Here is an 18,004-nt window from a genome sequence, read left to right on the forward strand (position 1 = left end):
GGCTCGATCACCGTCAGCATCAGGACCAGCAGCAGCCAGCCCACCATGGGCGTCAGCGCCGCCGCGATCAGGGCGCGCAGCCAGCCGACGAAGACGCCGCGCGTCGCCGGCATCAGCAGCAGCGCCACGAAGATCGGCCCGACGGCCGTCAGGATGCCGATGGCGAGCGTCGAGGCCGAGATGACGCCGACGCTGGCGAAGAACATCGCCCCGCTGGCCAGCGACACCGCCTCGGCGGCGGCGGCCTGCGGGCTCGCGTAGGCCTTGGCGTCGACGCCCGCCTGCTTGCCGAAGGCGGCCGAGGTGAGGGTGAGCTCGTGGTAGGTGGTTTCCAGCCCGGCGATGGGGTCGGAGGCCAGCGTCGAGCGGCTCTCCTTGGTCCACGGCGACGAGGCGATCGAGGCGATCTCCAGCGGCGCGCGGCTGGCCATGTCGAAGACCAGGGTCTGGAAGGTCGCCCAACTGGTGACCAGCGTCAGGATCACCCCGATCCTGAGCGCGATGCCCGGCGCGTCGGTCAGGCGCACGTCGCCCTGCGCGAACAGCATCCGCCAGCCGATGTAGGCGACGTAGATCGTGAAGAGCGCCGTCAGCGCGGCCTGGAACACGCCCGACCCTTGCGTCAGGGCCAGGTAGCCGCCCTGGGCATACGCCTTGGTCTGGCAGTCGATGGTGGCCAGGACGCCCCGGATGACCCCATCGTCCACGACGGATGCGCAGGCGGCGGCCATCCTACTTCGCTCCTCCCGGGAAGCCTTGGCGAAGCCGGGTCATGCGGCGCTCCGGCCTTCCATGAACGACGCCAGCCAGTCGGCCGGGGCGTCGCCCACCTGGGCCCTGAGCGCGTCGAGCCGGCGCACCGTGCGCTCGGTCCCGGCCAGCACGGCGAGTTCGCCGGAGAGGCCGGTGAGGTCGAGGCGGGCCACCACCGAGTGGTCGCCGCGCTTGATCAGGAAGCAGCGCGAGGTGTCGGGCAGGGTCTTCACCAGCTCGTACTCGTGCTCGGAGAGGCCGAAGCCGTCGACGTAGTCGCTGGCCTTGGCGCGGGCGTTGGGGAAGAAGATCTGCGTCGCGGCCTGCTCGATGATCGCCGAGGCGATGCGGCTGTCCAGCGCGTCGGAGGCGCTCTGGGTGCAGAAGCCCACGAGGCCGTTGCGCTTGCGGATGGTCTTTTCCCAGTCCTTGATCCGGCGCACGAACACCGGGTCGTCCAGGACCTTCCAGCCCTCGTCGACCACGAACATGGCGGGGCTGCCGTCCAGCCGCTGCTCCAGCCGGTGGAACAGGTACATCATCGCCGGGATGCGGACCGTCGGCGCGTCCAGCACCCTGGTCATGTCGAAGCCCAGGACGCGGGTCTCGATGTCGAGCAGGTCGTCGGCGTTGTCGAACAGCCAGGCGTGGTCGCCGCCCTCGCACCAGGCCGAGAGCCGGGCGGCGAGGTCGCCCGCCTGGGGCCGGCGCGCGCCGCGGAACAGCTCGCGCAGGTAGCGCAGGCGGCGGTGCTGGGGCGGCTGGTGGAAGTTGGCGTCGACCGCGTCGGCGATCATGGCGCGGTCTTCGGAGTCCAGCGTGACGTCGCCCTCGGCCGTCAGCAGTTGCGCGACCCATTCGGTCAGGAAGGCGCGGTTGCCGGGCGTGTCGGGGAGCGCCAGCGGGTTGAAGCCCGTGGGCTCGCCGGGCGAGAGCACGTCGTAGCGGCCGCCGATGGCGCGGATGAAGGGCTCGGCGCCGCGGTCCTTGTCGAAATAGGCGATGCGCGGCTTCAGCCGCTCGGCCTGGGCCAGCAGGAAGGTGAGCAGCACGGTCTTGCCCGAGCCGGACGGCCCGATGCAGGTGAAGTTGCCCAGGTCGCCCTGGTGGAAATTGAAGTGGTAGGGGCCGAAGGCGGTGGTCTCGAGCACGGCGATGGCCGGGCCCCAGTGGTTGCCCTCGGCCTGGCCGGCCGGGTGGTTGTGGAAGCTGGCGAGGCCCGCGAAGTTGCCCGCGGAGATGAGGCCCTTCCGGGCGATGTACTTGAAGTTGCCGGGGAACTGGGCCCAGTAGGCCGGCTCCAGGTTGACGTCCTCGCGCACCGCGACGGCGCCCGCCTCGGCCAGGGCCGACTGCACGTCGGCGACGGCGTAGTCCAGGTCGTCCAGGCTGTCGGCCTTGGTGAGGATCGTCAGGTGGTGCTCGCCGTAGGCAGCGCGGCCGGCGCCGACGTCGTCGCGGGCCTGGGCCAGCTCGGCGCGCAGGCTGTAGGCGTCGTCCTCGGCGGCCTTCAGGCGGCGCAGCGCCAGGCCCATGCGGTCGAGCGCGGCCTGGCGGTCGACGAAGGCGAAGCTCTCGGTCAGCACCAGCTCGACCGGCAGGCGCAGCACGCCGTCCAGCAGGCCGGGGGCCGTGCGGGCCGGGTAGTCCTTAACCGACACCATCGCGCCGAACGCCGGCTCACCGGAGGCGCCCGGCCCGAATTCCATGGCGTCGAGGCCGAAGCTGAGGCGGCGGCTGGCGATGGCGTTGGAGAAGTCGCCCGAGGGCGCCAGCACCGGCCGCACGTCGCCGTTCAGGAGCAGGCTCAGGAACTCGGCCGGCTCGGAGCGCCGCGCGCCGCCGGGCGCGTCGTAGAGGCCGAGCGTGCGCGCGCCGTAGGGGGCCAGCGCGGCGGCGAAGGCCTCGCGGGTGGCGTGCAGTTCGCGCAGGTCGCGCGCCAGGTCGGCGTCGCCGATGCGCGGCCCCTTCATCAGCCGCTCGATGAAGCCGGCGCGGCCCTGGGTGGGGCGCAGCACCAGCGTCAGGAAGATGTCGTTCACATAGAGCCGGCGGCTGGCCAGTTGCTCGCGCCAGCGGGTGTCGAGGGTGGCGCAGAACGGCTCCTCGGGCGTCGGCGGGAAGGCCGGGTTCACGCGGCGGCGGACCACCGTGTGCCAGACGCCCAGGCGCGAACTGGCCGCGCCGCGCAGCACCGTCTCGCGGATCGCCTTGCGGTAGTTGAGCTCCTCGTCGGGCGCGGTCTCGAACGGGAAGCCGGCCAGGTGCAGCGTCTGGACCAGCAGGCCGTCGCGCGTGCGCAGGGTGACGTCGTCGAGATGGCCCTCGTAGGGCAGCCGCTCGCCGACGCCCACCTCGCGGGGGGCCAGCACCCTGGCGGCGGCGGTGGTGAGGAAGGTCCCGCTCATGGCCGATACGAGTTGCCGCCCCAGAAGCTGAAGTTGCGGACGCGCGGGCAGGTGCGCAGGCGCGTCATCCACAGGTCGAAGAAGCGCGGCTCACGCAGCGAGCCCACGTAGCCGATGGCGTGGACCACGACGGCGATGCCCAGCGACCACCACGAGCGGGTGATCAGGAACACCTCCAGCGTCACGATCAGGTTCAGCACCATGTACGGGTAGGTGACGCCGCCGATCATCTGGGGCCGCGTCAGCGCCGCGAAGACGGGATCGGAGGCCAGCCGGCTCACGCGCTAGCCTCCCGCCATCGTGCGGATGCCGGCGACGATGGTCACGGCGCCGAAGATGATGAAGGCCCCGACGATCACGGTCAGGCCGCGCTTCCAGTCGATCCGCCCGGTGAGCATCAGGAAGCCCACGGCCGCCACGGCGATCACGGCGGCGCTGGTGGCGACATTGCCCAGCAACGTGCCCTGCACCCAGTTCAGCGCGCCCAGGATCGGCGACGAGCCGGCGGGGTCGGCGGCCTGCGCCTGCGCGTGCGCCGGGGCCGCGGTCAGGGCGGCGAGGCCGGCCAGGGACATCAGCTTTCTCATGGGTCTCACTCGGGACGGGCGACGGCCAGGCGCGCCAGGATCGCGCGCACATAGGCCTGGGTTTCGGCGTAGGGCGGGACGTCGCCGTAGCGGGTGACCGCGGCAGGGCCGGCGTTGTAGGCGGCGAGCGCCAGGCGCACGTCGCCGAAGCGCCGTAGCTGCTGGGCCAGGTAGGCGGCGCCGCCGTCGATGTTCCCGCGAAGGTCGGAGGGGTTCACGCCGAGGTCGCTAGCGGTCTTGGGTAACAGTTGCATGACACCCAGCGCGCCCTTGGCCGACACGGCGCCGTTGTTGAACCGAGACTCCTGCCAGGCCACGGCCTGCACCAGGGATACGGGGACGGCATGCCGGGCGGATGACTCCTGGATCGCCAGCATCACCTCTTCCGGCGCGGCCGCGGGCGGCGCGGCGGGCAGGGGCGGCGCGATGGCGGCGGCGCCCTGGTCGGTATGCACCATGGGGCCGGCGTAGGTGGTCACCGCGCCGTCGTCGCCGATGGAGATGACCTGCGCGGCGGCGGCGCCGGCCCAGGCGAGGCAAAGCCCTGCCGCCGCTGCGAGAACCGACCCGAAAGCAACTCTGCGCGTCATCGAACGCCCCACCCGTTGGCCCGGAGATTAGCCCATCGGGGCGGCGCGCGGCCAGACCACTTCGTCGCGTCGCCCGGCGGCGGCCCTACGGCGGGCGTGCGACACTCTCGTGACAGAAGCCTGGCCGGGCCGGCCCTTTTCCTTCGGGGCGGCCGACTCCGCGCCGACGGGTCCGCGCAGCACAACCGTCACAAAGCTGAGCCGCAAGCGTCACGCACGCCGACTAATAGCCGTCTCCGGGCGCGGCGGGGGCGCTGTCGGCCGACGCCGCGCCGTCCCCGCCACGAGTGTCTGAAACCTGGTGGAGGCCGAGATGAAATCCAACATGCTCAAGTCCATGCTCCTCTCGGCCGGCGCGGCGTTGGCGCTCGCGGGCTGCAGCGGCGCGGGCGACATCGGTTCGGCGGGGTCCGGCAATGTCACGGTCAACAACAACGGCGGCACGAGCGGCGGCGGGACCACGACGCCTCCGCCCAGCAACCTGGTCACCCCGGCCGCCGGGTGCCCGACCATCGACGATCCGCAGGGCCTGAAGGACGACGGCACGATCACCGGCCCCACCGGCTCCTACCGCGTCTGCACGCTGCCCGCGCGCATCAACCGCACGATCCGCCTGACCAAGGTCACCGGGCTGCTCTACCAGCTCGCCGGGCGCGTGGACGTGGGCGCGGACGGCGGCTTCACGGCCAGCGCGGCCGACACCAACGTCGTGCTGAACATCGATCCGGGGGTCATCATCTTCGGCGGCACCGGCCAGTCGTGGCTCGCCGTCAACCGCGGCAACCGCATCAACGCGGTGGGCACGGCCACCCAGCCGATCATCTTCACCAGCCGTGACAACGTGCTGGGCCTGAACACCGACACCTCGCAGGGGCAATGGGGCGGCGTGGTGCTGATGGGCCGCGGCCGCGTCACCGACTGCACCACCGGCTCGGTCGCCGCGGGCACGTGCGAACGCCAGACGGAAGGCGCGGCCGACCCGGCGCGCTTCGGCGGGAACAACGACGCCGACAACTCGGGCCGGATGTCCTTCGTCCAGATCCGCTACTCGGGCTTCGTCCTGGGCGCCAACTCGGAACTGCAATCGCTGACCACCGAGGCGGTCGGCTCGGCCACGATCCTCGACCACATCATGAGCTTCAACAGCTCCGACGACGGCTCCGAGCACTTCGGCGGCTCGCCGAACATGAAGTACTACGTCTCGGTCGGCGCCGACGACGACAGCCTCGACGTCGACACCGGCGCGCAGATGAACGTCCAGTTCGGCCTGCTGATCCAGCGCCCCGGCGCCGGCGACGCCCTGCTCGAGATCGACTCCAACGGCTTCGAGACCGACACGCCGCGCACCAAGCTGACGATCTCGAACTTCACGATGCTTCAGCCGCAGGTGACCTCGAACAACGAGGCCAACGACCAGGCTTCAGTGCTCTTCCGCGGCAACTCGGACGTGACGCTGGTCAACAGCCTGCTGATCACGCCGAACAACGAGTGCATCCGCATGAACGGCTCGGGCGCCGTGCCCGCGACGCTCACGGCCGCCTCGGTCGCCCTGCAGTGCAACACCGCCAGGTACCTGGGCACGGGCAGCTACACCGCCGCGGCGGTGCAGGCCCAGTTCAACCCGGCCATGAACAACAACCGCGACACGTTCACCTCGACGCTCTCGAGCCAGTTCATCAACGGCTCGAACGAGACCGGCGTGCCGGCCTTCAACGTGACCTCGCTCGGCACGTTCTTCACGGCGGTGAGCTACATCGGCGCCGTCTCGGGGGCCGGCGACACCTGGTACCAGGGTTGGACCTGCAACAGCTCGACCGCCAACTTCGGCACGGGCAGCAACTGCACGTCCCTGCCGACCAACTGACCGGCGGCCTGACCTCGTCTCAGCGGGGGGCGGCCGGCGTCGGCGGCCCTCCTGTTTCACCGGATTTGCCTTCCTCGGGGATCGGGACATGAATTCGCGGCGGCTCACGTCTCTGCTTCTGCTCACCACCGCGCTGACCGTGCCGGCCCTGGCCTGCGCCGCCGAGCCGGCGGCCGCCTCCGCGTCCGCCGAAGCCACGGACGCGGCCGCCCCGCCGGCCCCGGAAGAGACGGAGGTCTCCATCCCCGGCGTCGCGGAGGTCGTGGTCACCGGCGCGCGGAGCAACGTCGTCCGCTCGACCTCGCAGGTGCTGTCCGTCCTCTCGATGGAGGAGATCAAGCGTTCGGGCGAGGGCAACATCGCCGGTGCGCTCACCCGCCTGACGGGCCTCAGCCTGGTCGGCAGCGGCTATGTCTATGTGCGGGGCCTGGGCGACCGCTACTCGCTGGCGCTGCTGAACGGCTCGCCGCTGCCGAGCCCCGAGCCGCTGAAGCGTGTGGTCCCGCTCGACCTGTTCCCGTCGAGCATCGTCTCGTCGGCGCTGGTCCAGAAGAGCTACTCGCCGAACTTCCCCGGCGAGTTCGGCGGCGGGGTGATCAACCTGACGACCCGCTCGATCCCGCGGGACGGCTTCCTGACCATCGGCGGCTCGGTCTCGGGCGACACCGTCACCACCAACAGGCTCGGCTACACCTACTACGGCGGCAAGCGCGACTGGACCGGCTACGACAACGGCGCGCGCGACACGCCGCCGGCGCTGAAGGCCTTCCTTGCCAGCGGCCAGCGGATCTCGACGGGCGCCGTCGACACCGGCGCGATCGCGAGCCAGCTCATCGGCAGCCGCAACGCCGTCGTGCAGAAATGGGACAGCGTCTATGCGAACGGCTCGGTCAACGCCGCCGGGGCGAAGTCCTTCGAGCTGGCGCCGGGCGGCGCCCTCGGCCTGGTGGGCGCGCTCGGCTACAGCCGCAAGTTCACGACCCGCGACGCGGTCAACCAGACCTCGCTGTCGAACGACCTGGCCGACGTGGAATCGGATTTCCGCCGCGTGACGACCCAGGAACGGCTCGTGGTGAACGGCCTCCTCGGGCTGGCCTACGAGCTCGGCGAGACCAACGAGAACAAGCTCCGCTGGACCAACCTCTACATCCACGACACGATCAAGCACACGCGCCTGGGCCTCGGGAACCGCGGCGGGACCGCCACCGACTACCTCGGGCAGGACACCGCCTGGTACGAGCGCCAGCTCATCGACACCCAGCTCGTCGGCGAGTTCAGGCCGATGGAGAACCTCCGCGTCGACGCCCGCGTGAGCTACGCCGAGACCAGGCGCAAGGCGCCGTTCGAGCTGTTCCTCGAATATGTGCGCACCAACGCTGCGGCCGACCCGTTCGGCCAGGTGTTCGTCAACCGCCTGAACAACGGCAACAACGGCGACGCGCGGATCAGCTTCTCCGACCTGAACGAGCGCCTGTGGTCGGGCGGCCTGGACGTGTCGTACCGGTTCTCGGACAACCTGTCGGCGACGGTGGGCTACGCCTACGCCGACACGCGGCGCACGAGCTCGCGCCGCGACTTCCAGTTCCAGGCGCCCAACACCTTCCCGGGCGGCGTCGACACCCTGCGGCCCGACCTGCTGCTGTCGCCGGGCGTGATCGGCAGCTTCGGCATCACCATGGTCGAGACCAACGAGGGCAGCCCCGCCTTCCTGGCGACGCTGGAGAACCACGCCGGCTATGCGAAGCTGAACGGCCAGCTCATGGAGAACCTCAAGTTCGACGTGGGCGTCCGCTACGAAACGGCCAAGGAGGTCGTGACGCCGATCCAGGTGTTCACCGTGCCGGGCGCTTCGACCGCGGCGACCGATCTCGACAACGGCTACTGGCTCCCGGCCGCGACCCTGACGTGGGAGGTCGAGCCCGGCATGCAGGTGCGCGCCAACGTCTCGAAGACGCTGGCCCGGCCGCAGTTCCGTGAGCTGATCTTCCAGTTCTACTTCGACCCGGGGAGCAACCGTCAGTACCGCGGCAACCCGCTCCTGGCGGACAGCGAGCTCACCAACGCCGAGGTGCGCTACGAGTGGTACTTCGGGACCGACCAGCGCGTGTCGGCCGCCGGCTTCTACAAGCACATCGACAAGCCGATCGAGTCGTTCGTCTCGGGCCAGAACTTCGAGACCAGCTTCGCCAACGCGCCGAAGGCCGACCTCTACGGGATCGAGCTGGAGGCCCAGAAGTACTTCGAGATTTCCGACTGGTGGGCGGGGCCGCTCCGGCAGGACCGCCGCCTGCTGGTGAGCGGCAACTACACCTACTCGAAGTCGGAACTGAAGGTGCGGGCGGGCGATCCCGTCGCGGTCTTCAATTCGAGCTCGACGCTGGCCGCCGACTTCTTCCGCGACGGCGCGCCGCTGACGGGGCAGTCCGAGCACGTCGCCAACCTGGAGGTCGGCTTCGAGCAGCGTGACAGGCTCTCGCAGCAGACGCTGCTGATCAACTACGCCAGCAAGCGCGTCACCAGCCGCGGCCTCGCCAACTCGGGCCAGCCGGACATCTTCGAGCATCCGGGGATCCGCATCGACGTGGTCGCCCGCCAGGGCTTCGAGCTGTTCGGGCGCGAGATCGAACTGAAGTTCGAGGCGCGCAACCTGACCGGCCGGAAGTACGAGGAATACCAGTCGACCGACGGCAACCGCGTGAACGTGAACACCTACAAGGTGGGCCGGTTCTTCGCGCTGTCGGGCAGCGTGACCTTCTAGGAGATCGGGGCAGCGGAGCGCCAAGCTCCTCCCGGTCCCGTCAGGGCCAGGCGGCCGACGGCGGGCGCCGAGGCGGATCGGGCGCGGCCGGGGTCGAAGCCTCATCGTCATCGCCGTGCGCGCCCGGCGCCTCGCGCAGGACCGCCGCCATCTCGCTGGGCGACAGCCGGAAGATCAGGCCGATGGCGCGCATGGAATGGCCGCGCCGGTGCATCTGGCGGGCGAACTTGAGCTGGTGCTGCGTGAGCGGGGAGTCGGCGGGGCGGCCGCGTCGCCGATCGCCGCCGGCGGGGCGTCGCGCCGCGTAGTCGGCGAGCAGCGCCAGGGCGCGCGGCATCGGACCGTGCGGCGCCAGGCTCTCGACCTGGGAGCCGCCGACGATCTTCAGGGTGACCCCGACCTCGAAGAGCCGGCGGATGAGGCGCGCGAGCTCGCCGGTCGTGAGATCGAAGGCCTCGAGGCCGTAGACCAGCACCTCGTCGCCCGCGGCGAGGTCGGGCGTCACGCGGCGCAGGCTGCGGCCGCCCTCGTCGAGCACCACGTCGCAGCCCGCCGCCTCGATCCTGCGGCGCTGGACGCCCGGCGGCGGAAGGTCTGGCGAAATGCGGACGACGCCACAGCGCACCCGGGACCCCTCTGCGGACGGCTCCGCAGGCCAAGTCCTCCGGCGTCCCCTCCAGGCCCCGGTTATGTGGGGCCGGCGCGACAATTCGATGAAGTTTCGACGCGCTTATGGTGACACGGCGTTCGGCGAATCTGTCGCGCCGCCGTCATGGGGACGGCGATGCTGTTTCGGTCGTCGCGGACGGCTCCAGCGTGGTCGTCTCGCTGGGCGGCAGGGGTTCGGGCGGCATGCCCGACCGGACGGCCTTCACCATCGCCGAGACGGCCTCGATCACCACTTCGGGACGCTCGTTCATCACGAGGTGGGACGAGTACACCGTGCGCTGGAACCCCGGCCTGAAGCTCAGGGCGAGCCGCAGGTGCTGCAACTCGGCCAGGGACTCCGGCCGGCCCAGCCCCACCCGTTGCGCCGCTGCGGCGGTTTCGGACGCGGTGATCACGTAGGCCGGCACGTCGTCGAGGAGGCTCCCGAGCCGGCCGACCTGCTCCGACGTCCGCCCGAAGATCGCATCCAGTTCGGACAACTGGTTGCGCCAGGTGTCCGGATCGCGCGCCGCCCGGCGCACGTGGTCGTCGGCCCAGCCGGGAACGCAGCCCTCCCACTCCGGTGCGCCAGGCGGGGGTTGCGGGCTCGCCGAGGCGGCCGCGAGGCAGCGCTGGACGCGGCGGCGGATGCCGTTCAGGCCGTCCCGCCCGGGCGGCGCGACGACTTCCACGGTCGGGTCGAGCAGCACGAGGCCGCGCACCTCGCCGGGCCGCCGGGCGGCGAACAGGCGCGCATAGAGGCCCCCGGCCGAATGGCCGACCACGACGTAGGGGCCTTCCTCCTTCGCGACCTCCAGCGTGCGGTCGAGGTCGCGGGCGATGGCGGCGCCGTCGCGAGGGGAGGGGCCGGGATCGCTGAACCCGTAGCCGGCGCGGTCGTACGAGCAGACCCGGGTCGTCCGCGACAGGGTGGGCTGCACCTTGCTCCAGGCGCGGGAGTAGGCGGAGAAGCCGGCTTCCAGGATCACCGTCGGCGATCCGCGGCCACTGCAGCGCAGGTTGATGTGGCGCCCGTCCTCCAGGGCGACGAGGGCCCCCGGCGTCGCGTCCTCGGCCTGGGCCGGGCCGAACGTGCCGCCGCAGCCGGCCGCGGCGGAGGCGAGCAGGATCGCCAGCGCGATGCGGGGGCCGGGCCGCGCGCGACGGGCGCCGCGGGCGGCTGTCGGCGGATCGGACGACACGGTGTATCCTCGAGACTCAAACGGCGCGGTGCAGAATCGTGTGCCATGATGCTCCGGGCCGCAACCTCGCCGGCGGCACGCGGCTTGCAGGCTGGACGTCGGCTGCGCCCGGATTGACCGTTCCGGTCGATCGGCGATGATTGGGTCATCCGGAGGCGCGTGTTCCGCGTACTCCCGGTGGGGATTGAGGGAGCGGACTGGTGGAGACCGTCTACGATTGGATCACCGTGGCGATCTTCGGCGCCCTGGTCGTGCTGTTCCTGCACCGATCGGTGCAGCCGGGCGAGCCGCAGGACACCATCCTCCACTACCTGCCGCCGTCGGTGGGCTGCGCCGTCGCCAACTGGTTCGGCAACGAGGGCCAGGGGCTGGTCTCGTTCCTGATCGTGCTGGTCGTGCTGGTCTATGTGGTCCTGGTGCTGAAGCCCTTCGGCTTCAGCCCATGGCGCCGGCGCTAGCCTGCCCTCAAGCGAGACATATCCATGCCGAGTTCCGCGAAGCGACTTCCGCCGCTCCTGATTCACGTCGGTTATCACAAGACCGGCACGACCTGGCTGCAGCGCATCCTCTTCCGGCCCGAGTACGGCTATCGCCCGATCATGGATCATGAGGACGTGTTCCGCTGGTTTCTCCGGCCGCACGGCCTGGACTTCGACGAGGCGGCGACGCGGGCGCACATCACGTCGCTGCGCGGGCAGGGCGAGCCGGGCCTGGTGGACGTGATCTCGTCCGAGATCCTGGTCGGCAATCCGCATTTCGGAGGCCGTGAGAGCGACGCCTACGCCCGGCGGCTCCACGCGGCTGCGCCGGACGCGCGCATCCTGATCACGCTGCGCGAACAGCTACGATCGGCGACCTCGGAGTACATGCAGTACATCTCGCGTGCGGGAACGATGAAGCCCACGGAGTACTTCGACGACGCGCCCATCATGGGTTACGCGAAGTACGCGCCCGAACACCTCGAGTACCATCGCCTCATCGGCCTCTACCGCGAGCTATTCGGAGCTGAGAACGTCATCGTGATGACGCAGGAGGCGCTGGCCAAGGACGGCAAGGCCTACGCCCGGCGCCTGGCGGAGGCCGCGGGCGTGACCAGCCCTGGCGACCTGGAGACGATCGACACGCGTCCGATGTCGCCGAGCCCGGAGGAATTCGCCGCGCCGATCCTGCGCCGTATCAACCACTTCCGAAGCGGCCCGACGGGGCCGGGGCCGTTCCTGGACCTGGGGCCCGTCTCGGCCTTTGTCTATCGCGTGGCGCACTACCTGAGCCGCCGGCCCTTCGCCAAGCGGATGCTAGGCCGGGTGAAGCCGGTGACCGCCATCGTCCACCGCCGGTTCACGGACCGCTACCTGGAAAGCAACCGGCAGTTGAAGGCCATGCTGGGCGACCGGGCCGACCTTGCGTCCTATCCGTCGGAGCCCGCCGGGAAGGCTTAGCGGTCGAGGCCGTAGCGGTAGAGGACGCGCAGGCCCACGTCGGCGACGCCGGGATTGTAGCGGCCCGCCAGCTGTCCGTGGCTGAGGTGGATCCACGACGCCTCGACCGAGAGCCGGTTCGTCGCCTTGTAGCCGATCGACAGTTCCGGCTCGAACAGGACCCGTGAGTTGAGGTCCAGCTTGGTCCGGAAGTCGGAGAGGCGCTTCAGACGCTCGGCCGGCGTGATGCCGGGTTCGTCGGGCGAGGGATAGTCGATCTTGCCGTCGTGGATCGCCACGCCGATGCCGGGCTGGAGGTAGAACCGCTCCGAGAGCGGGAAACGCCAGGAGAGGCCCGTGGCGACGTAGTCGGTCCCGCCCGCGGTGTTCACGCCCGCCAGCAGGTGGACGCGGGCGCGGCCGATGAACTTGAGTTCGTCGAGGGCCGTGGTGCGCGCGCCGAAGACGATCTGGGCGCCGTGCTCGAACTTGCCGTAGCTGATGCCGTCGTCGACGTCGTGCGCGTAGACGCCCAGGAAGGCCTCGCCGGCCGCGGCGGGGCCGGCCACCAGCGTGGCCGCGAGGGCGAGGGGGATGAGGCGCGCCATGCCGGCCTCCTTAGCGGGGAAGCCGGGCCGAGTCTTCGGCCTCAGCGCACCGCGCCCGAGTCGCCCAGCAGGCACGGCGCCGTGCGCAGGATGATCGCCATGTCGAGCCAGATCGAGCGGCGCTCGACGTACTCGAGATCGAGGGCCACGCGGCGGCGGACGTCCTCGGCGGTGTCCACCGGGCCGCGGCTGCCGTTGACGGCGGCCCAGCCGGTGAGGCCGGGCTTGATCCGGTGGCGGTGGGCGTAGGTCTCGACCAGCTTGGAGGCCTCGGCGCCGCCGCTGAGCATGCCGATGGCGTGCGGGCGGGGCCCCACGATCGACATCTCGCCGGAGATGATGTTGAGGATCTGCGGCAGCTCGTCGAGGCTGGTCTTGCGGATGAACTTGCCGACCCGGGTGATGCGGTCGTCGTCGGCGGTGACCTGGCGGGCGGCCTTGTGGTCGGTGGCCTCGGTCCGCATCGAGCGGAACTTCCAGACCAGGAACTCCTCGTTCATGTAGCCGTGACGGCGCTGGCGGAAGAAGACCGGGCCGGGGCTGTCCAGCTTGATGGCCAGCGCCACGGTGGCCATCAGCGGCGCGAGCGCGATCAGGCCCAGGACCGACAGCGTCAGGTCCATGATCCGCTTGGCGACGTGATAGCCCGACTTCTCGGCGGCGCCCGAGACGTGGGCCAGGTCGAAGTCGGCGATGCGGCCGACGGCCTGGGCCTCGGTCTCGTCGTCGGCGTCGTCGAGCAGCAGCGAGATCGGGTTCGGGATCGGCGCGAGGCGTTGCAGCAGTTGCGCGATGCGCCCGCTGGCCTTGGGCGGCACGGTGATGACGATCCGGTCCACGAAGGGCAGGATGCGGTGGTCGATCAGGTCGGCGGTCTTGCCCAGCACCGGCACGCCGGCCACTTCCGGCCCGACGCGGTCCCTGCGGTCGTCGAAGACGCCCAGGATGTTGATGTCGCGGGTCTTCATCGCGCGGCGGATCAGCCGCTGGGCCGCCGAGGTGCCGCCCACGATGACGAGGTTGGGCGTGACGTGGCCCTTGATGCGCAGCGACTTCACGACAGCGCCCCAGGCGAGGTGCGTGCCGAAGAGCACCGCCGCGGCCGTCGCGACCCAGACGGCGCAGCCGATGACCGGGAAGCTGGGATCGAGGAGGGCGTAGACCGTGCCGGCGCCCCCGCCGGCCGCGGCCGCGGCCAGGAGCAGGCGCCCGAAGCGGCGGCGCGCGCGCTCGCGACCGTTCATCGAATAGGCGCCCGTCGCCACGAGCAGGAAGACAGCCAGGGCGGGCGCGCCCAGCCACATGATCTCGGGCAGGTCCATCAGCCGCGTGGCCACGAGGGAGGCCAGCGCCAGGCCCAGCGCGTCGCCGCCCTGGAAGAGGCGCGCGAGGCCCGGTCCGGAGATGCGCGAGCGCACGCTGTGGAGCTGCGCCGGCCGCAACGGGCCGCGGCGCGCCCTGGGCTCGGCGATCTCGGTGTCCGGAATGGCGCGGAAGGCGCCCGTGTCGTCCGCCATTCTGGCTTCCCCAACGGTGTCGGGGGCGGACCCTAGCGGCCGGGCCTGAGCGATCGGTTAATCCGGCGGCCTAGTAGGCGCGCTCGTCGGCGAAGACGAGCGGGATGGTCTTCAGCACGATCTTGATGTCGAGGCCGAACGACCAGGTGTCGATGTACTCGTTGTCGCTGGCGACGCGGTCGACGATGGCCTGGTGGTCGCGCACCTCGCCCCGGAAGCCGCTGATCGCGGCGTAGCCGGTCAGGCCGGGCTTGGCGCGGAAGCGGTCGTTGTAGCCGGGGACGCTCTCGCCCCAGGCCTCGTCGTGGGCCACGGCGTGCGGGCGCGGGCCGATCAGCGACATGTCGCCCTTCAGCACGTTGAACAACTGGGGCAGCTCGTCGATCGAGTACTTGCGCAGCATGCCGCCCCAGGCGGTGACGCGGGCGTCCTCGCGGGTGGCCTGGCGCACCACCGCGCCGTCCTCGGTGACGGTCATGGTGCGGAACTTGTAGACGGTGAAGATGCGGCCGTTCAGGCCGGTGCGGCGCTGCTTGAAGAGGGCCGGGCCGGGTGTCTCGGAGCGCACCAGCAGGGCCACGCTGATCAGCAGCGGCAGGAAGAACAGGATCGCGCCCAGCGACATGACGATGTCGAAGGCGCGCTTGCGGAAGCTGCGGGCCACCTTGGCGACCACGGGCTTCGCCGGCTTGGCCGGGGCGGGCGACGCGGTCGAGGCCGCCGTCGCGGCGGGGCGCGCGGTGTTTGTGGCCCAACCCTGGCCTTCGCCCGGCGCGCGCTCGGCCATGCTATTCATAGCAGGCTCTGCGGCTTGGTCGCCCGAGGTCCCGGAGGAAGGCGTCCATGGCCTCCGCGCTCCAGAGCCGGACGCTGAGGCGGGGTCCGCGGATGTCGATTTCGGTGGAGATGCGGGCGTCGCCGTCGACGTCGGCGCCGTCGTGGGCTCCGACGAAGCCGTAGAACGCCGCGCGGATGCGCTCCGCATCCTCTTCCGCTCCGAACCGCGTCTCAATTCCGGACATCTTCCCCGCCGTCCCGTCGATCCCACCTGGCGAGGAGCAAAAGCCGCGCCACGGCTCCCGTCCGCCCATGCGTGATCTGCACTATATTCGGGCCAAGCGTCGGTTCGGTTGCAGACAGGGTTGATAAATCCTCACCGCACGCCGGAGAGGCGACGGCTGTTCGCCTGATGGGGCCTCAGTATGCCTGGGGGTCGCGGAAGATGACCAGAGCGGTTCTGGCCAGGATCGCGACGTCCAGGCCCAGGGACCAGCCGTCGATATAGAGGTTGTCGGCCGCCACGCGGTCGCGCATGCCGCGCAGGTTCCGGATTTCGCCGCGCAGGCCGTTCACCTGGGCGAGACCGGTGAGGCCCGGCCTGGCGCGGAAGCGGTCGGCGTAGGTGGGGATCTGCCCGCCGTACTGGTCGTCGTGCGCCAGCGCATGGGGCCGCGGCCCCACCAGCGACATGTCGCCCTTCAGGACGTTCATGAACTGCGGCAGTTCGTCGATGCTCAGCTTGCGAAGGACCGCGCCCAGGGCGGTGACGCGGGCGTCGCCCCTGGTGGCCTGGCGGACGTCGGCGCAGTCCTCGGCCACGGTCATGGTGCGGAACTTGTAGATCGTGAAGATGCGGCCCTGATAGCCGGTCCGCCGCTGCTTGAAGATCGCCGGGCCGCCCGACTCGATCCGGATCATCACGCCCACGGTGATCAGCAGCGGCAGGAACACCAGCAGCGCGAACGCGGCGCCCAGGATGTCGAGCAGGCGCTTGCCGAAGCTGGTGGCCACGCCGGAGGTCTCGGGCGGGGCGACGGCGGTCGCCACGGGCTCGTCGCGCGGCCCGTTCGGCCTCACCGTCCGTGCGACGACACCCGTCATCGATGCTACGCCCCACTCCTGCCGCACCAACCCAGGGTTCGCCCCCGCATGGTTGGCGGCCTGTTAGCCAATTCTCCCAACGAGTTCTTCACGCTCGTCGGTCTTTAGTGTGACACAGCCCAAAAACTGGGCGGTGTCGGAGTAGAAACATGCCGTCCGACGTGTCGGTCGAACTCGTCAGCAGCGCCATCGCGGAAGCCCCGTCGGCGCGCCGTCTCCCTGTCGGCCTCGGCCTGTCGGTCGCCGCGTGCGCCTCGGTGGCGCTCTGGACCTGCATCGGCCTGGGCCTGCGCGCGCTGCTCGCCGCCTGACGACGACACGTCCCGGCCCCGCACGGCCGGAGAAGAACGCGCGTATACCCTGATACTTCAGGCCTTTTACCGGCTCCCCCCGCCCAGGGTCAATTGAGGCGGAACCTCCCCGGCCGAGCGAGGGCTTCGCAAAGCCGTTTCCGATTCCGGGACCGCCGCGGTAAGCGGGGGCGCATTCGGCTCTGGCGAAGGAGTGCGCCATCCCCCCGCGCGTCTATCCGGTGATCCTGTGCGGCGGCGCCGGCGAGCGCCTGTGGCCGGCCTCGCGGCCCGACCGGCCGAAGCCCTTCCTGCCCCTCGTCGACGCCCATTCGCCGTTTCAGGCTACGGTGCTGCGCGCGCGGCCGCTGGCGGACGGCGGCGAGCTCCTGGTGGTGGGCGGCGAAGGCCATGCGGGCCTGGTCCGCGAGCAGCTCGACGCCATCGGGGCCGAGGCGCTGCTGCTGCTGGAGCCCGAGGGCCGCGACACCGCCGCCGCCATCGCCGCGGCGGCGGCGTGGGTGGCGCAGCGGCATCCCGAAGCGGTGCTGGTCATCCTGCCGGCCGACCATCACATCCCGGACGGCGACGCCTTCCGCGCGGCGGTCGGCGCGATGCTCGCGGCCGCGCGCGACGGCGCGATCGTGACGCTGGGCCTTCGCCCGGCGTCGCCGTCGACGGCGATGGGCTACATCCGTCCGGCGGCGGCGAACGAGGGACCGCGCCCGATCCTGGCGTTCGTGGAGAAGCCGGACGCCGCGCGCGCCACCGTCCTGATCGCCGACGGCGCGCTCTGGAACGGCGGGATCTTCGTGGCCACGGCGCAGGTCCTGCGGACGGAGATGGCCCGGCACGCCGCCGAGGTCGCGGCGGCGGTCGATCGAGCGCTGCACGGAGCGATCGTGGATCAGGGCGCGGTGGCCCTGGGCCCTGCCTTCGGGGAAGCGCCCAGGATCGCGTTCGACCGCGCGGTGATGGAGCGCACCGCGCGGGGCATGGTGCTGCCGACGACGATCGGCTGGTCCGACCTGGGCGCCTGGGACGCCGTCCTGGCGGCCTCCGCACAGGATGCGGCGGGGAACAGCGTGATGGCGCGCGCCGTCGCGCCGGGATCGTCGGGCGTTCTCGTCCGCGCCGCGCCCGGCGTCGAGGTCGTCGTGGCGGACGCCGAAGGCCTGGCCGTGGTGGCCGAGCCGGGCGCCGTGCTGGTCTGCGACCTCGATCGCGCGCAGGAGGTGAGGGCGCGCGGCGCGCCGCCCCAGGGCCGTGTCCGGCGGGCGGAGGGCGTCGAGGTGGCGCTCGTCGGCGCGGAGGCGGCGGTGGTCGCGGCGCCGGACGCCGTGCTGGTCCGGGGCGCCGTCCGCAGGCCGCTCGTGCGGCCGGCGCCGTTCGCGGCGCTGCCGGAAGCCGCGGCATGGTTTGCGAGATGGCTCGGCGAGGCGGCCCTGCCGCTGTGGGCCACGGCGGGGGGCGGCGCGGC

At 71.2% G+C, this 18,004-nt stretch carries 18 protein-coding genes; 6 read left to right on the forward strand and 12 right to left on the reverse strand.

Annotated elements, in window-relative coordinates; all coding sequences use genetic code 11:
* From KF737_RS21725 to KF737_RS21745, 5 genes are all read right to left on the reverse strand, one after another.
* A partial coding sequence (locus tag KF737_RS21725) for a type IV secretion system protein (RefSeq protein ID WP_296460402.1) occupies positions 1-731 on the reverse strand: 731 nt, incomplete at its 3' end.
* 39 nt (positions 732-770) lie between these two features.
* Complete coding sequence (locus tag KF737_RS21730) at positions 771-3,161, reverse strand: VirB4 family type IV secretion/conjugal transfer ATPase (RefSeq protein WP_296460405.1); 2,391 nt, start codon at positions 3,159-3,161, stop codon at positions 771-773.
* Positions 3,158-3,442 carry a type IV secretion system protein VirB3 gene (locus tag KF737_RS21735; protein WP_296460408.1) on the reverse strand — a complete coding sequence of 95 codons (285 nt, stop codon included), beginning with the start codon at positions 3,440-3,442 and terminating at the stop codon, positions 3,158-3,160. Before KF737_RS21735 ends, KF737_RS21730 begins: the two co-directional genes overlap by 4 nt.
* Positions 3,443-3,445: 3 nt before the next feature.
* Positions 3,446-3,748 carry a TrbC/VirB2 family protein gene (locus tag KF737_RS21740; RefSeq protein WP_296460412.1) on the reverse strand — a complete coding sequence of 101 codons (303 nt, stop codon included), beginning with the start codon at positions 3,746-3,748 and terminating at the stop codon, positions 3,446-3,448.
* 5 nt (positions 3,749-3,753) lie between these two features.
* Positions 3,754-4,338, reverse strand: a complete 585-nt coding sequence (locus KF737_RS21745; protein ID WP_296460415.1) for a lytic transglycosylase domain-containing protein — start codon at positions 4,336-4,338, stop codon at positions 3,754-3,756.
* A gap of 313 nt (positions 4,339-4,651) precedes the next feature.
* Between KF737_RS21745 and KF737_RS21750 the strand changes: the two genes are divergently transcribed.
* Entirely contained in the window at positions 4,652-6,202 is a 1,551-nt protein-coding gene (locus tag KF737_RS21750) for a hypothetical protein (protein WP_296460421.1), read from the forward strand.
* Positions 6,203-6,290: 88 nt separating this feature from the next.
* A complete protein-coding gene (locus tag KF737_RS21755; RefSeq protein WP_296460427.1) occupies positions 6,291-8,960 on the forward strand; it encodes a TonB-dependent receptor in 2,670 nt (889 codons plus the stop codon).
* Between the two features lie 40 nt (positions 8,961-9,000).
* Here KF737_RS21755 and KF737_RS21760 read toward each other — a convergent pair whose 3' ends face one another.
* Positions 9,001-9,585, reverse strand: a complete 585-nt coding sequence (locus KF737_RS21760) for a hypothetical protein (RefSeq protein ID WP_296460430.1) — start codon at positions 9,583-9,585, stop codon at positions 9,001-9,003.
* 145 nt (positions 9,586-9,730) lie between these two features.
* Positions 9,731-10,810, reverse strand: a complete 1,080-nt coding sequence (locus KF737_RS21765; protein ID WP_296460434.1) for an alpha/beta hydrolase — start codon at positions 10,808-10,810, stop codon at positions 9,731-9,733.
* Between the two features lie 200 nt (positions 10,811-11,010).
* On the opposite strand from KF737_RS21765, the gene KF737_RS21770 reads away from it, so the two are divergent.
* Both KF737_RS21770 and KF737_RS21775 read left to right on the forward strand, forming a co-directional pair.
* The gene (locus KF737_RS21770; protein ID WP_296460437.1) at positions 11,011-11,268 is read left to right on the forward strand and encodes an XrtV sorting system accessory protein; all 258 of its coding nucleotides are present in this window, start codon (positions 11,011-11,013) and stop codon (positions 11,266-11,268) included.
* Positions 11,269-11,292: 24 nt separating this feature from the next.
* On the forward strand, positions 11,293-12,249 hold the full coding sequence (locus KF737_RS21775) for a sulfotransferase (protein WP_296460439.1): 957 nt from the start codon (positions 11,293-11,295) through the stop codon (positions 12,247-12,249).
* Here the strand turns inward: KF737_RS21775 and KF737_RS21780 are convergent.
* The 5 genes from KF737_RS21780 to KF737_RS21800 all read right to left on the reverse strand — a co-directional run bounded on the left by KF737_RS21780 (position 12,246) and on the right by KF737_RS21800 (position 16,234).
* Positions 12,246-12,836, reverse strand: a complete 591-nt coding sequence (locus KF737_RS21780; RefSeq protein WP_296460442.1) for an acyloxyacyl hydrolase — start codon at positions 12,834-12,836, stop codon at positions 12,246-12,248. The genes KF737_RS21775 and KF737_RS21780 overlap by 4 nt on opposite strands.
* Before the next feature lie 41 nt (positions 12,837-12,877).
* A complete protein-coding gene (locus tag KF737_RS21785) occupies positions 12,878-14,353 on the reverse strand; it encodes an exopolysaccharide biosynthesis polyprenyl glycosylphosphotransferase (RefSeq protein ID WP_296460445.1) in 1,476 nt (491 codons plus the stop codon).
* 70 nt (positions 14,354-14,423) lie between these two features.
* Positions 14,424-15,140, reverse strand: coding sequence for a sugar transferase (locus KF737_RS21790; protein ID WP_296460447.1), 717 nt, complete (start codon positions 15,138-15,140; stop codon positions 14,424-14,426).
* Position 15,141: 1 nt separating this feature from the next.
* On the reverse strand, positions 15,142-15,375 hold the full coding sequence (locus KF737_RS21795) for a hypothetical protein (protein ID WP_296460450.1): 234 nt from the start codon (positions 15,373-15,375) through the stop codon (positions 15,142-15,144).
* A 175-nt stretch (positions 15,376-15,550) separates the two neighbouring features.
* Positions 15,551-16,234 (reverse strand): sugar transferase, encoded by a 684-nt coding sequence (locus KF737_RS21800; RefSeq protein ID WP_296460453.1) that lies wholly within the window; start codon positions 16,232-16,234, stop codon positions 15,551-15,553.
* A 149-nt stretch (positions 16,235-16,383) separates the two neighbouring features.
* Between KF737_RS21800 and KF737_RS21805 the strand changes: the two genes are divergently transcribed.
* On the forward strand, positions 16,384-16,545 hold the full coding sequence (locus KF737_RS21805; protein WP_296460455.1) for a hypothetical protein: 162 nt from the start codon (positions 16,384-16,386) through the stop codon (positions 16,543-16,545).
* Positions 16,546-16,766: 221 nt separating this feature from the next.
* On the forward strand, positions 16,767-18,004 hold a 1,238-nt coding region (locus KF737_RS21810), incomplete at its 3' end, for a mannose-1-phosphate guanylyltransferase (RefSeq protein ID WP_296460458.1).

This window comes from Phenylobacterium sp. (genome assembly GCF_019636135.1).
GTDB lineage: Bacteria > Pseudomonadota > Alphaproteobacteria > Caulobacterales > Caulobacteraceae > Phenylobacterium.

Excerpts from the sequence above, each read along its gene's own strand:
- KF737_RS21730 (WP_296460405.1), bottom strand. The coding sequence starts at position 3,161 with ATGAGCGGGACCTTCCTCACCACCGCCGCCGCCAGGGTGCTGGCCCCC.
- KF737_RS21740 (WP_296460412.1), bottom strand. The coding sequence starts at position 3,748 with ATGAGAAAGCTGATGTCCCTGGCCGGCCTCGCCGCCCTGACCGCGGCC.
- KF737_RS21745 (WP_296460415.1), bottom strand. The coding sequence starts at position 4,338 with ATGACGCGCAGAGTTGCTTTCGGGTCGGTTCTCGCAGCGGCGGCAGGG.
- KF737_RS21750 (WP_296460421.1), top strand. The coding sequence starts at position 4,652 with ATGAAATCCAACATGCTCAAGTCCATGCTCCTCTCGGCCGGCGCGGCG.
- KF737_RS21755 (WP_296460427.1), top strand. The coding sequence starts at position 6,291 with ATGAATTCGCGGCGGCTCACGTCTCTGCTTCTGCTCACCACCGCGCTG.
- KF737_RS21775 (WP_296460439.1), top strand. The coding sequence starts at position 11,293 with ATGCCGAGTTCCGCGAAGCGACTTCCGCCGCTCCTGATTCACGTCGGT.
- KF737_RS21780 (WP_296460442.1), bottom strand. The coding sequence starts at position 12,836 with ATGGCGCGCCTCATCCCCCTCGCCCTCGCGGCCACGCTGGTGGCCGGC.
- KF737_RS21785 (WP_296460445.1), bottom strand. The coding sequence starts at position 14,353 with ATGGCGGACGACACGGGCGCCTTCCGCGCCATTCCGGACACCGAGATC.
- KF737_RS21790 (WP_296460447.1), bottom strand. The coding sequence starts at position 15,140 with ATGGCCGAGCGCGCGCCGGGCGAAGGCCAGGGTTGGGCCACAAACACC.
- KF737_RS21795 (WP_296460450.1), bottom strand. The coding sequence starts at position 15,375 with ATGTCCGGAATTGAGACGCGGTTCGGAGCGGAAGAGGATGCGGAGCGC.
- KF737_RS21800 (WP_296460453.1), bottom strand. The coding sequence starts at position 16,234 with ATGACGGGTGTCGTCGCACGGACGGTGAGGCCGAACGGGCCGCGCGAC.
- KF737_RS21805 (WP_296460455.1), top strand. The coding sequence starts at position 16,384 with ATGCCGTCCGACGTGTCGGTCGAACTCGTCAGCAGCGCCATCGCGGAA.